Source organism: Photobacterium sp. Alg240-V54 (assembly GCF_900537155.1).
In the GTDB taxonomy this organism is placed as follows: domain Bacteria; phylum Pseudomonadota; class Gammaproteobacteria; order Enterobacterales; family Vibrionaceae; genus Photobacterium.
The window spans coordinates 422,538-435,537 of record NZ_UNRL01000002.1; the positions used below are offsets into that span (position 1 = coordinate 422,538).

16 protein-coding genes are annotated in these 13,000 nt (G+C 39.0%); 15 read left to right on the forward strand and 1 reads right to left on the reverse strand.

The window, feature by feature from the left end; genetic code table 11:
- Positions 1-557 precede the first annotated feature (557 nt).
- The 15 genes from cydA to nadA all read left to right on the forward strand — a co-directional run bounded on the left by cydA (position 558) and on the right by nadA (position 12,077).
- A complete protein-coding gene (gene cydA, locus G6R09_RS07420; protein ID WP_065166315.1) occupies positions 558-2,144 on the forward strand; it encodes a cytochrome ubiquinol oxidase subunit I in 1,587 nt (528 codons plus the stop codon).
- A gap of 18 nt (positions 2,145-2,162) precedes the next feature.
- Positions 2,163-3,299: a cytochrome d ubiquinol oxidase subunit II gene (cydB, locus tag G6R09_RS07425; RefSeq protein ID WP_065166314.1), complete on the forward strand. Its 1,137-nt coding sequence runs from the start codon at positions 2,163-2,165 to the stop codon at positions 3,297-3,299.
- A 14-nt stretch (positions 3,300-3,313) separates the two neighbouring features.
- Positions 3,314-3,421 (forward strand): cytochrome bd-I oxidase subunit CydX, encoded by a 108-nt coding sequence (gene cydX / locus G6R09_RS07430; RefSeq protein WP_036795409.1) that lies wholly within the window; start codon positions 3,314-3,316, stop codon positions 3,419-3,421.
- A complete protein-coding gene (locus G6R09_RS07435) occupies positions 3,414-3,716 on the forward strand; it encodes a cyd operon YbgE family protein (RefSeq protein ID WP_065166313.1) in 303 nt (100 codons plus the stop codon). Before cydX ends, G6R09_RS07435 begins: the two co-directional genes overlap by 8 nt.
- A 275-nt stretch (positions 3,717-3,991) precedes the next feature.
- A complete protein-coding gene (gene ybgC / locus G6R09_RS07440) occupies positions 3,992-4,396 on the forward strand; it encodes a tol-pal system-associated acyl-CoA thioesterase (RefSeq protein ID WP_065166312.1) in 405 nt (134 codons plus the stop codon).
- Positions 4,397-5,083, forward strand: a complete 687-nt coding sequence (gene tolQ / locus G6R09_RS07445; RefSeq protein WP_065166311.1) for a protein TolQ — start codon at positions 4,397-4,399, stop codon at positions 5,081-5,083.
- Between the two features lie 6 nt (positions 5,084-5,089).
- Positions 5,090-5,542 carry a protein TolR gene (gene tolR, locus G6R09_RS07450; RefSeq protein ID WP_065166310.1) on the forward strand — a complete coding sequence of 151 codons (453 nt, stop codon included), beginning with the start codon at positions 5,090-5,092 and terminating at the stop codon, positions 5,540-5,542.
- 3 nt (positions 5,543-5,545) lie between these two features.
- Positions 5,546-6,589 carry a cell envelope integrity protein TolA gene (tolA, locus tag G6R09_RS07455; RefSeq protein WP_163921483.1) on the forward strand — a complete coding sequence of 348 codons (1,044 nt, stop codon included), beginning with the start codon at positions 5,546-5,548 and terminating at the stop codon, positions 6,587-6,589.
- 83 nt (positions 6,590-6,672) lie between these two features.
- Positions 6,673-7,995, forward strand: coding sequence for a Tol-Pal system beta propeller repeat protein TolB (tolB, locus tag G6R09_RS07460; protein ID WP_163921486.1), 1,323 nt, complete (start codon positions 6,673-6,675; stop codon positions 7,993-7,995).
- Positions 7,996-8,061: 66 nt separating this feature from the next.
- Positions 8,062-8,613, forward strand: a complete 552-nt coding sequence (pal, locus tag G6R09_RS07465; protein WP_163921489.1) for a peptidoglycan-associated lipoprotein Pal — start codon at positions 8,062-8,064, stop codon at positions 8,611-8,613.
- Between the two features lie 21 nt (positions 8,614-8,634).
- Positions 8,635-9,363 carry a tol-pal system protein YbgF gene (ybgF, locus tag G6R09_RS07470; RefSeq protein WP_163921492.1) on the forward strand — a complete coding sequence of 243 codons (729 nt, stop codon included), beginning with the start codon at positions 8,635-8,637 and terminating at the stop codon, positions 9,361-9,363.
- Positions 9,364-9,583: 220 nt separating this feature from the next.
- On the forward strand, positions 9,584-9,910 hold the full coding sequence (locus tag G6R09_RS07475; RefSeq protein WP_065166306.1) for a hypothetical protein: 327 nt from the start codon (positions 9,584-9,586) through the stop codon (positions 9,908-9,910).
- A gap of 17 nt (positions 9,911-9,927) precedes the next feature.
- Positions 9,928-10,239, forward strand: coding sequence for a hypothetical protein (locus G6R09_RS07480; protein ID WP_065166305.1), 312 nt, complete (start codon positions 9,928-9,930; stop codon positions 10,237-10,239).
- Positions 10,240-10,257: 18 nt separating this feature from the next.
- Positions 10,258-10,635, forward strand: a complete 378-nt coding sequence (locus tag G6R09_RS07485; protein ID WP_163921494.1) for a hypothetical protein — start codon at positions 10,258-10,260, stop codon at positions 10,633-10,635.
- A gap of 380 nt (positions 10,636-11,015) precedes the next feature.
- On the forward strand, positions 11,016-12,077 hold the full coding sequence (gene nadA, locus G6R09_RS07490; protein ID WP_163921497.1) for a quinolinate synthase NadA: 1,062 nt from the start codon (positions 11,016-11,018) through the stop codon (positions 12,075-12,077).
- Positions 12,078-12,182: 105 nt separating this feature from the next.
- On the opposite strand, the gene G6R09_RS07495 is transcribed toward nadA, so the two are convergent.
- Positions 12,183-12,758 carry a UPF0149 family protein gene (locus tag G6R09_RS07495; protein WP_163921498.1) on the reverse strand — a complete coding sequence of 192 codons (576 nt, stop codon included), beginning with the start codon at positions 12,756-12,758 and terminating at the stop codon, positions 12,183-12,185.
- Positions 12,759-13,000: the final 242 nt, after the last annotated feature.

Here is a 13,000-nt window from a genome sequence, read left to right on the forward strand (position 1 = left end):
CTATGGTGTTTTTAAATTCTTTTTTAAGATAAAGCTATAGGGTGGTGGTATATTGTAGTGCGTTGTTTATAAATGATTTTTTTGTGACTTTCACGTGGTGGTAACATGATTGGAATGATGCTGTTTATGATCAAATAAAAATAGATTGTGTTGTGATATGTCAATTCATTAAGTGTAGGTTAAAAATAGAATTAACATAAATTTTCATTGAGTAGTCAGAAACTTAATATTTATTGATGTAGATCAAGTTTGGCGCGTTGGGTGTCTTCATGCGGTGTTTTATTTGATAAATATCAAAGCAAAACTATTAATAAATACTTTGAAGATTATTGCTGATATCTGTAATATTAGGCTTGACTTTATTAGCTGTAGAATAACAGTAAAACAATATTTTTGGTACAAAACTGCAACAATAGAATGGACGCCATTATCAACATGATAAATGCGATCAGGAAGATCACCAATATTGCGGTTTGTTATCTACGATTGGCTAAACCCAATAATCGGTACACTGTGTAGTACTGCACCAGTCAGCCTGGTGAAAAAAGGAGTTATCAATGTTAACTGATGTCGTCGAACTATCGCGGTTACAGTTCGCTTTAACAGCTATGTATCACTTTTTGTTCGTTCCATTGACTCTAGGTATGGCTTTCTTATTAGCCATTATGGAGTCGGTTTATGTAATGACCGGCAAGCAAATCTACAAGGACATGACAAAGTTCTGGGGTAAGCTTTTCGCGATTAACTTTGCGTTAGGTGTGGCTACAGGCCTATCTATGGAATTCCAGTTTGGTACAAACTGGGCTTATTATTCTCACTACGTTGGTGATATTTTCGGTGCGCCGTTAGCAATCGAAGCACTGATGGCGTTTTTCCTCGAATCCACTTTAGTCGGCATGTTCTTTTTTGGCTGGGATCGTCTATCAAAACGTCAACACCTTGTCGTGACATGGTTAGTAGCGTTAGGTTCTAACTTCTCAGCGTTATGGATTCTTATTGCCAATGGCTGGATGCAAAACCCTGTAGGCGCGGATTTCAACTTTGAAACCATGCGTATGGAAATGGTGAGCTTTGCGGACGTTGTATTTAACCCTGTTGCTCAGGTTAAATTCGTTCACACTGTTGCATCAGGTTATGTATGTGGTGCGATGTTTATCCTTGGTGTAAGTTCTTACTACTTATTAAAAGGACGTGATATTGCTTTTGCACGTCGTTCATTCGCGATTGCAGCTGCATTTGGTTTAGCATCAATTATTTCTGTAATGATCCTAGGTGATGAATCTGGTTATGAATTAGGTGATGTTCAAAAAACCAAGTTAGCTGCGATTGAAGCTGAATGGCATACTGAACCTGCACCTGCAGCATTCACAGCATTTGGTTTCCCTAACCAAGAAACAATGGAAACAGATTACGCGATTAAGATTCCATATCTAATGGGTATCATTGCAACACGTTCACTTGATACTCAAGTAACGGGTATTCGTGATCTGAAGAAACAACATGAAGTGCGTATTCGCAACGGTATGGTTGCTTACGGATTACTTGAAAAACTGCGTGCAGGTGATAAGACACCAGCTAACATTGCCGCATTTGATGAAGTAAAAGGCGATTTAGGTTACGGGCTGTTATTAAAGCCTTACACTGATAAAGTTGTTGATGCGACACCAGAACAAATTCAGCAAGCTGTTGATGACTCCATTCCTCGCGTATGGCCATTGTTCTTTAGCTTCCGTATCATGGTTGGTGCTGGTTTCCTAATGTTTGCCATTATTGGTGCAGCATTTGTGCAATCTTGCCGTCATAAAATTACGGGTAACAAATGGGTGCTTAAAGCTGCACTGTTTGGTATTCCATTACCTTGGATTGCAATTGAAGCGGGTTGGTTTGTGGCTGAATATGGCCGTCAACCGTGGGCTGTTGGTGAAATTCTACCAGTACATATGGCTGCCTCTAGCCTTGAACCATCACAATTATGGTTCTCGTTAGCTGCAATTATTGGACTTTACACGCTGTTTTTGATTGCCGAAGTGTACCTAATGCTTAAGTTTGCGCGTTTAGGTCCAAGTAGCTTGAAGACAGGTCGTTATCACTTTGAACAAAAAGATACGGCACAAGATGTGGTTTCACGTCAGGTTGAAGTGTAAGCAGGGAGAAACAGAATAATGTTTGATTATGAAAGCTTGCGAGTCATCTGGTGGGTGTTAATTGGTGTATTGTGCATCGGTTTTGCAATCACAGATGGTTTTGATATGGGCGTTGGTATGCTGTCACCAATCATTGGTAAGACAGATAACGAGCGTCGAGTAATGATTAACTCAATTGCACCACATTGGGATGGTAACCAAGTTTGGTTGATCACCGCTGGTGGTGCATTATTTGCCGCATGGCCATTAGTTTACGCAACAGTATTCTCTGGTTTTTATGTTGCAATGATCATCACGTTAGCGTCGCTATGGTTGCGTCCATTAGGTTTCGATTACCGCTCTAAGTTAACAGATACAAAATGGCGTGATTTGTGGGATAAAGCGATCTTTGTTGGTAGCTTTATACCACCTGTAATTTTTGGTGTTGCTTTTGGTAACCTGATGCAAGGCGTACCATTTGAAGTAAATGAATTTATGATCACTAGCTACAAAGGTTCATTCTTTGGCTTGTTAAATCCGTTTGCTTTATTGTGTGGTGTTGTGAGTTTACTGATGATCATCACTCAAGGTGCAGCATTCTTACAATTGAAAACAACCGACGCGATTCATGCTCGTGCACGTAATGTTGCCGTTATTTCTTCATTATTAATGGCTGTAGTGTTTATTATTGCGGGTTTTGTTGCTCAAGGTATTAATGGCTATGTGATGACATCGCCAGTATTAGCTAATGCGGCGTCAGATCCATTAACCAAAGAAGTTGTTCGTCAAGTAGGCGCGTTGTTTATTAATTACAACAACTATCCTGTATTGTGGATTGCACCAATTCTAGCAGTAGCAATGCCAATTCTGACTGCACTGTGTTCACGTGCTGATCGTGGCGGTTTTGCGTTCTTGTTCTCAAGCTTAACTGTTGTTGGTGTGGTATTAACGTTTGGTTTTGCAACATTCCCATTCATTATGCCATCAAGCTTAGATCCAAATGTGAGTTTGACTCTTTGGGATTCAACGTCATCTGAATACACATTACACATTATGACTATTGTTGCATTTGTAATGGTGCCGGTAATCTTGGCGTACACCGCATGGTGTTACTACAAAATGTTTGGTCGTCTTGATACTAAATATATCGAAGACAACAAGACATCACTGTACTAAGGAGTAGATGAACTATGTGGTATTTCGCTTGGATTTTAGGTGTTCTTCTGGCTTGTTCTTTCGGTATTGTCAATGCATTATGGCTTGAGACAACTGAAAATATGGATAAAGACAGTGAGTAGTATAGATCGTGCGGTTAAGCTAATTCATGCACCATTGAGTATTCTACCGCTTAAATTATTAGCAATAGTAATGGCATTGACTGTTACTGGGTTATTAATGTGGGAGCCTCGACAATTTGCTGAAGATATTGGTGGATTCAGTGCCGGATTAGCACCGCTGATGATTTGGGCAACCTGTAGCGCGATGGTGTTTGGTATGGGTTTTGTTCCTCGTCGGTGGTATTTTCAGGTGTTCTTTACACCTTATATCGCACTGCCTGTATTATTATACATTCTAGGATTACGCTTTTTATAATCGCTAATTTCTAGAACCTAAAAAGCCTGTTGCCGTAATGGAACAGGCTTTTTTTGTATGTTAAGTGTAACCAAATTTAACATGTTGTTTTTTATGCATGATAACTGAACAGAATTGTGATTTGATTGTCAGAACCTACTGACAAATTTCATTTTTTGGTTAAATGCACTCTCTTGCGTGTTTTGGCGGTAACCATCATTCAGTGAGTTAGGGTATAGTAGTATACCAAGCGCGATGATTGGCGCCGTGATAGGTATGACGGGTATGGGTATCCAATGAAAGAACAAGATATTTTTAAATGGCCAATTACCATTTATTATGAAGATACTGATGTCGGTGGCGTAGTATACCACGCTAATTACTTAAAGTTTTTTGAACGCGCACGGACAGAGTTACTGCGTTATATAGGCTTAAGTCAGCAACAATTATTTGCTGATAATATGAGTTTTGTTGTGCGTAATATGAATATTGATTTTATTCGTGGCGCAAAGTTAGATGACCAGCTTGTTGTTAATACAACCATTCAAAATGTACGTCGCGCATCAATAGAATTTAATCAAGAACTTGTTAATGACGATAATGTGGTATTTTGCCGCGCGATTGTGAAAATTGCCTGTATTAATCCAACCATCATGAAACCAATAGCTTTACCTGTACAACTAAAGCCGGAGATACATTAAGTGAACTCAGAATTAACCATTTTAGACCTTTTTTTGCAAGCAAGTTTGTTGGTAAAACTGGTTATGCTTATTTTACTTGGAATGTCGATTGCTTCTTGGGCAATGATCATTAAACGCTCTCAAGTACTAAATAGTGCAGAACGTAATGCCGCTCAATTTGAAGATCGTTTTTGGTCTGGTATTGATTTATCTCAGTTATACCAAGAAGTTCAACAGCGTAAAGATGAATTGACGGGTTCTGAACGTATTTTTTACTCTGGCTTTAAAGAGTTTGCACGTTTACATCATAGTAATGGTCGAGTACCTGAAGCGGTAATGGAAGGTACTGGGCGCGCAATGCGAGTCTCTTTGTCAAAAGAAGTTGATGAACTAGAAACTAATTTACCTTTCCTTGCTACTGTTGGTTCAATCAGTCCTTATATTGGTCTTTTTGGTACAGTGTGGGGCATTATGACGGCATTTATTGCTCTTGGTGCAGTAAAACAAGCGACATTAGCGATGGTTGCACCAGGTATTGCAGAAGCGTTGGTGGCAACGGCAATGGGTCTTTTTGCTGCGATCCCTGCAGTAATGTTTTATAACCGTCTTACTAATAAAGTGACTAAACTTGAACATACTTATGTAACGTTTATGGAAGAGTTTTCAAGTATTTTACACCGTCAGGCATTTGCAGCGAATCAGGAGTAATAAGCAATGGCTTATCAACCGAAGAAACGCAAAATGACGGCTGAAATTAATGTTGTCCCTTACATTGACGTTATGCTGGTATTACTGATTATTTTTATGGTGACGGCGCCGTTTGTAAACCAAGGGGTCGATGTTGATTTACCTAAAACGCAAACGGCTGAAACTGTCGCACAATTAAATAAAGATAGTGATACTCCACCAATCATTGTCGAAGTAGATAAAGACGGCAATTTAGGGGTGAGTATTGATAATGCTGACATGGTACATGGGTTAAGCCTTGATGAACTCATTGGTCGAGTCAAAGCTGAACTTGCGAGTGATCCAAAAACCTTGGTTATGGTTGGTGGAGATGGACGCACACCTTACGCGAATATTGTCGAAACCTTAGATGCACTGAGTCATGCTGGGGTGGGATCTGTTGGGTTGATGACAGATCCGCTAGATAAACCCGGAAATTGAGGCATGAAGAAAAGTAATTATTCGAAGTCTGTCATTATATCGGTGTCGATTCACGCGCTATTTATTGGGTTGTTATTATGGGGTGCTGATTTTACCTTTGAACATAAACAATCGGTTGGAAATACCATTCAAGCAACAATGGTTGATCCTGCGATGTTAAATCAACAAGCTCAGCAAATTCGTCAGCAACGCCAAGCTGCTAGAGATGCTGAACAAGCACGTCAAGATCGCCTTGAACAACAAACTGCAGCGCTTGAAAAACAACGTAAAGCAGAAGCAGAGCGATTACGACAATTACAAGCTGATAAATTAAATGCTGAAAAGGCAACCCGTGAAGCTGAAAAACAACGTCAATTGCAGCAACAACAAGCAGCAGAGGCTAAAGTAAAAGCAGAGGCTAAGGCCAAAGCAGACGCTAAGGCCAAAGCAGAGGCGAAGGCTAAAGCAGAGACTAAGGCTAAAGCAGAGGCGAAGGCYAAAGCAGAGGCKAAGGCYAAAGCAGAGGCGAAGGCCAAAGCAGAGGCGAAGGCCAAAGCAGAGGCTAAGGCCAAAGCAGAGGCTAAGGCTAAAGCAGAGGCGAAGGCTAAAGCAGAGGCGAAGGTTAAAGCAGAGGCGAAGGCTAAAGCAGAGGCGAAGGCTAAAGCAGACGCTAAGGCTAAAGCAGACGCTAAAGCTAAAGCAGAAGCTCAAGCTAAACAAGATGCCGCACTAAATGATATGTTTTCGGGACTAGAGGCTGAGAATGAACAGCGTGGCGGCGCTAAAGGTAAACATATTGCAGATGAAGTTGCTCGTTATGGCACGATATATAAGCAAATGATTCAACAAAATTTATTAGTTGATCAAAGCTTTAAAGGACAAAAATGTCAGTTAACACTGCGTTTATCTGCTAATGGTTTAGTGTTGAATGTGTCGCAACTAGCAGGAAATGACACGCTTTGTCGAGCTGCGAAATCAGCTGTGCTACAAGTAAGTGAATTTCCGATGCCAGATAACCCCGATGTGGTTAAGCAATTACGGGTTATTAACTTAACAGTTAGTCCATAGATTGTTAGTTGAACGTGTTAAATACTGATTTAATTTTTTGCCGTAACAGTAGTTACGGTTTTCGTAACCATAAGGAGCGATTGATGAAACGTTGGATGATAGGTGTATTTTTTGCCTTACTAAGCGTTAGCCAATTTGCACATGCTGCACTTGATTTAGTCATCACTGACGGTGTTGATTCCGCCCGCCCTATAGGAATAGTGCCTTTTGAGTGGCAAGGTCAAAATAAATTACCTACCGATATTTCAGCAGTCATAGCGTCTGATTTACAACGTAGCGGTAAATTTAGTCCAATAGCAAATAATAAGTTACCACAGCGCCCTTATAATGAGAGCCAAATTAATTATAGCGCGTGGACTAAATTAGGCGTTGATGCTGTTGTAACTGGCAGTATTACTCAAGATAAAAATGGTAACTATGTTATTGATTATCAATTGGTTGACGTTGTTAAAGGTAAGTTGAATAGTGATTCTCAAGGTGCTGCAAATGATTACTTACTGCTAAATAATCGTGCTGTAGTTAAGCCAAATCGTATGCGTCAGTATGCGCATAGAATCTCTGATATGATTTACCAAAAATTAACCGGAGAGCGTGGCGCATTTTTAACACGTATTGCTTATGTTGATGATAATCAAGGTTCTCAATTCCCATACCAGTTACGTGTTGCTGATTATGACGGTTATAATGAACGTGTTGTTTTAAAATCGAAGCAACCGCTAATGTCACCTGCTTGGTCTCCTGATGGCAGTAAGTTAGCGTATGTTAGTTTTGAAAATGGTAAGGCTGAAATTTTCATTCTGAACATATATAAAGGTACCCGTGAACTGGTGGCAAATTACCCTCGACATAATGGTTCTCCACAATTTTCACCGGATGGTACAAAGCTAGCGATGGTATTATCAAAAACGGGTAGCTTACAGATCTATATTAAAGATCTGCGCACGAAAGAGCTTCGTCAAGTGACGCATGGTCGCGCCAATAATACCGAAGAAGTTTGGACGCCAGATGGTAAATCAATGTATTTCACTTCAGATCGTGGTGGTCGTCCACAAATATACCACCTTGATTTAGCCACTGGTGATACACAACGTGTAACATGGCAAGGTAGTCAAAATATGGGGGCGCAAATTACCCCAGATGGCCGTTTTTTAGTGATGGTGAATCGTTCAGATAGTGGCTATAACATTGCTAAACAAGATATAAAAAGCGGTGCGGTTCAGATTTTAACGAAAGCAAAATTAGCTGAATCACCAAGTATTGCGCCTAACGGTAGCATGATTATTTATAGTTCAGCCCAAAATAATGGCTATGAATTGTCTTTGGTATCTATTGATGGTCGATTCCAGGCTCGTTTACCGTCAACAAGTAAGCGTGTGCGTGCACCTGCTTGGGGTCCATTCCTATAATAGGATTATAGAACAATAACATACTCAAATAATGAGTATTACTGAATGATAAAGGATGAAAAATAGATGCAACTTAACCGAATTTTAAAAGGCTTAGCAATTGCGTTACCAATGATGACATTGGCTGCGTGTAGTTCAACAGATAGTACCGGTAGCTCTGCAGGATCTCAAAATCAAAATGGCGGTATTGGTGGCGTGGGTGGTAGTCAAACAACGATCTCTACACCTGTTGACCAAAGTGGTGCCATGACTGAGCAGCAATTGCATGAACAGCAAATGCAAAAGCTACGTCAACAACAACAAACGGTATTCTTTAAATTTGATAATTCTGAAATTCAACCTGAATACCAACAAATGCTAGAAGCGCACGCAGAATACCTACGTAACAATCCTAATGTTAAGGTTGTCGTTCAAGGTCATGCTGATGAACGTGGTACGCCTGAATATAACATCGCTCTTGGTGAGCGCCGTGCCACAGCAGTTTCTCAATATTTACAAGCATTAGGTGTACCCGCTAACCAAATGTCTATCGTAAGTTATGGTGAAGAGAAACCACTTCTATTTGGACATACTGATGCGGACTACGCGAAAAATCGTCGCGCAGTGATTGTATACTAATTAAAATGTAGGTTAATAATTATGAACAGTAACAAAATAATGCGTCAATTTGCATTAGTGTTGCTGGTTGGTGCGGCGACCCAGGTGGTCGCCGCTCCTGCTTCAGCCGCTAATTTACAAACGTTAGAACGTATGCTTGAAGCACAAGGGCAATCGCAATTACAGGTTCAACGTCAATTAGATCAAATGTCAGCTGATCTTGATAATATTCGTGGCAAAGTAGAACGTAATAGCTACGACATCAAGCAAATGAAAGAGCGTCAGCGTCAGTTATACAATGATGTTGATCAATTAAGTCGTCAGCCCGTAAAAGCTGCTCCTACTGCGAAAGAAGCGACGAAAGCACCGACAGAAGCATACTCTAAAAATATGAGTGAGAATGATGCTTATCAAAACGCCGTTAACTTGATTTTGAAAAAGAAAGATTATCAGGGAGCAACAAAAGCTTTCCAATCTTTCTTAACCACTTATCCTGACTCTGTGTATAAGCCAAATGCGAGCTATTGGTTAGGACAACTTCATTTTGCACAAAATGATTTAGCACAAGCGGCACAGAATTTTGGTGTTGTCGCAAGCATTAAGGACTCAAGTAAGCGTGCCGATGCTTTATTAAAATTAGGTGTTATTGCTGAGCGTGGTAATGATACTGTTAAAGCAATGTCCTATTATACTGAAGTTGTTAAAGATTACCCTAGCTCCACTAGCGCCAAACAAGCGCAGTCTGCGTTAGCTAATCTATCGAAGCACTAAGGTTATTATTGCTTAAGAAAAAACCTGCGATTATGCAGGTTTTTTTATGTTATGTATTTGGGCATTGTTAATTGAAACTTATTGATTCAGCTGACACATTTATTAATAATTAACTATTGTGTGCGTAAATTATTTTTTTGATATGATGCGTTTTTGTTAGTTGAGGTGAGTAATAGTACAACTTTATTTAACCTTAATACTATGGACAGTTGGAGTTATTATGCTTAATAAAAAAAACATATTATGGTACTCGTTCATCTCTGTATCGGGATGGTTATTTGCTGCTTATTTAATGTTTATGCATTTGGATAGTGATCGTGATTTCATTAACGATAAAATCACAGTCAATGCTTATAATATTGTTTCTCAATCTCTACAAGATAAAAAATCCGATCAAGAAATTATCGAACAAATACAGTTTTGGTTTAAAAATGGTTGGACAGCTCAAACTGGATCTGTCACTACGATCTGTAATAATGATCGCCAAAAATTCAAAAAAATACTATCAGATTCCGCAATTGTGACGATTTGTCGTTTGCATATATAGCATTGGGAATCATTACTATGAATAAATTAACATCTGTATTGTTGCTTTTATTAGCATTTTCGGGCTGGATCACTAGTGCTATTTTTATCTATCAATCAAAAAGCAATGACGATTATGTTGTTAAAATGTTAGGTGAAAATGCGTTTAATATTATAGAACAATCATTAAACAAGAGTCACTCTGAAGCTGAGGTTCTTACTCAAATTCAGCAATGGAAAAATGATGGTTGGACAGCACAAACGGGTTCTATCGCAACACTATGTCAATATGACAGACAACGGTTTAAACAATGGGTAACAGCTAAAAATTTAGAGCAAATATGTGACTAAACTCAGTAGGACCGTAAGATGAATGTATCTATATTTTTAATGACTATTTTTTTTAGTGCGGTGAGTGTTGGCGCTTATATTTATCTATTGACGTTAATGTTAGAAAGAGAACAACAGCTATATTTTGATGATAAAACCAAAACACTTTTTTGCGACGGTAAAAAGGTTATCTCAGTGCGTGATGGTAGTGGAAACTATCGATTCATAAAATATATATTTCAACATCCAGATAGAGCGATCTCTGTCACTGAGCTTGAGACGCATGTTTTTTTTGGTCAAAATATAAATATTGTAAAGGTATTGAGTAATACTCATTTACCGAAAGAGATTATCACTACTTTCTTTGCTGTTAATAAAGATAGTCTAATCTTTAAAAATAAAGCCTTTCTCAAATGAGAAAGGCTTTCGGCTTAAATTATAATTATTTACCGTAAAGACTAGTTTCGATGAAAGTTATAGACATCCATCAATGTCTCACCTCTTCTACAGGTAGTTAAATCTTTGCTTTAAAAGCGATAAAGTATTATTTAATAAAAAAAGCCTTAAAACTGTGATTGAAATCAATAAATTTTTTTCTGAGATATTCTCAGAGAATGTCTAAAATAAAAATTGGATAAATTCACTTTTATATAGACCGTCTGGGTATCATATATATCTAGGTGGTATATTTGGTGTTTTGTTGCTATTAAGTGCTGATTTGTTTGTTAAAGGTGAATTTTTGAAATTCACGGGTATAATGACTTAATATGTAAGGAATGCTGACGAGCAAATGAATAATGAATATTGCATTTGATCCATCGGAAATGATCTACCCATTTCCGCCTAAACCTGCGGTCTTATCGGATAATGAAAAGCAGGTTTATATTACTCAAATTAAACAATTGCTACAGGATAATAATGCTGTATTAATTGCTCACTATTACACCGATCCTGAAATTCAGGCTCTCGCGGAAGCGACAGGTGGATTTGTTGGTGATTCACTTGAAATGGCACGGTTTGGTAACCAACACTCTGCAACAACCTTGATTGTGTGTGGCGTTCGCTTTATGGGTGAGTCAGCTAAAATATTAACGCCTGAAAAAAAAGTGTTAATGCCAACATTGGAAGCAGAATGTTCTCTTGATCTAGGGTGTCCAGAGGATGCATTTACAGCATTTTGCGATCAACATCCTGATCATACAGTGGTTGTTTATGCTAATACCTCTGCAGCTGTAAAAGCACGCGCTGATTGGGTGGTAACATCAAGTATTGCGTTAGAAATTATTGATCATCTTGATAGTGAAGGCTGCAAAATCATTTGGGGCCCAGATCGCCACCTTGGTGGTTATATTCAAAAGCAGACTGGTGCTGAAATGCTATTGTGGCAGGGTGAATGTATTGTGCATGATGAGTTTTCAGCGCAAGCATTAAAACAAATGAAGCACCTCCATCCTGATGCTGCCATTTTAGTTCACCCTGAATCACCTGCAAGTGTGGTTGCTTTAGCTGATGCTGTTGGTTCTACCAGTCAATTAATTAAAGCAGCAACGACGCTACCTCAACAAAAATTAATTGTGGCAACTGATAAAGGTATTTTCTTTAAAATGCAACAAATGGTGCCAGATAAAGAATTAATTGAAGCGCCAACAGCAGGAGCCGGTGCGACTTGCCGTAGCTGTGCACATTGCCCGTGGATGGCAATGAATGGTCTGAAAGCCATTTATACAGCTCTAGCTGAAGCTGGTCAGCAACATGAAATTTTTGTTGATGAAGCCACTCGAGTGAAATCACTAATCCCACTAAATCGCATGTTAGATTTTGCTGCAGAATTACAATTAAAAGTTAAAGGTAATGCGTAAGTAACTCATCACTTACTAAAATAAAAGGCGAGGCGATCTGATACTAATCGGAGTAAACAGAATCGATTCGCCTTGTTTATTTTTACTGCTGCTGAAACTCAATAATTATTGAGCAGCAACAAGCTGTGCCCCACGTTGTGTTAGGCCACATAGCATAACCGGAATCGCGTTGAAGATTTCTTCAAACTGCGCCAATGCGTCTGCGTTTTGTTCTTTAAGTGCTTCTAATGCTGTTTCAGGATCAAATAACAAGCTAAAAGAAAGTAATACGCCACCAAGTAGCGCATTGTCTTCACTTTCAGGTGGCATAATTGTTTCCCAATCATCGCGTGCTAACTGCCAACCTTGAAGCATACCCTCGCAGAAGTTACTGGTAACCTCTGTAACAATTTGGCTATCGTCTAAAGCACAGCCTTCAGGCCATTGCCAAGTACTTTCAAATAAAGCGGCACGCGCTTCGTTCCAAATCTCGATGATTGCTTTCGCATAATTTTCTAAATCATCGTGGTTTTCAAAAGGAGATGATTCTTCACCACCCCACATAAATGCTAACCATTCTGTTGGATCAATAAGGTGCGGCGCTGCAGCCATAGCAGTAACAAAGCCGCGAGTTTGTGATTCAGGTAGCAATTGATCTGCTAGTTGAGAGTTTTGCAAAATAGTACTTAGTTGTGAAGGCATAAAACAATCTCAGCGTAATTATGGTTAAGTGTTCAGATGCATTAACTATACATGCACTACTGAACTTTATACCACTATTGTAACAGTCTCTCGGTAACAACCTAGTAATGGGCCGATATATTTGGCATCTAGTGTCAAAAATGATCAATAAAGTCGGGTTGTTAGGATTAAATTGTTTATTTTTGATTTTAATTAAAACATCTCTCTGTCACTACTAACATAATTCTTGAGTATCTGATGCC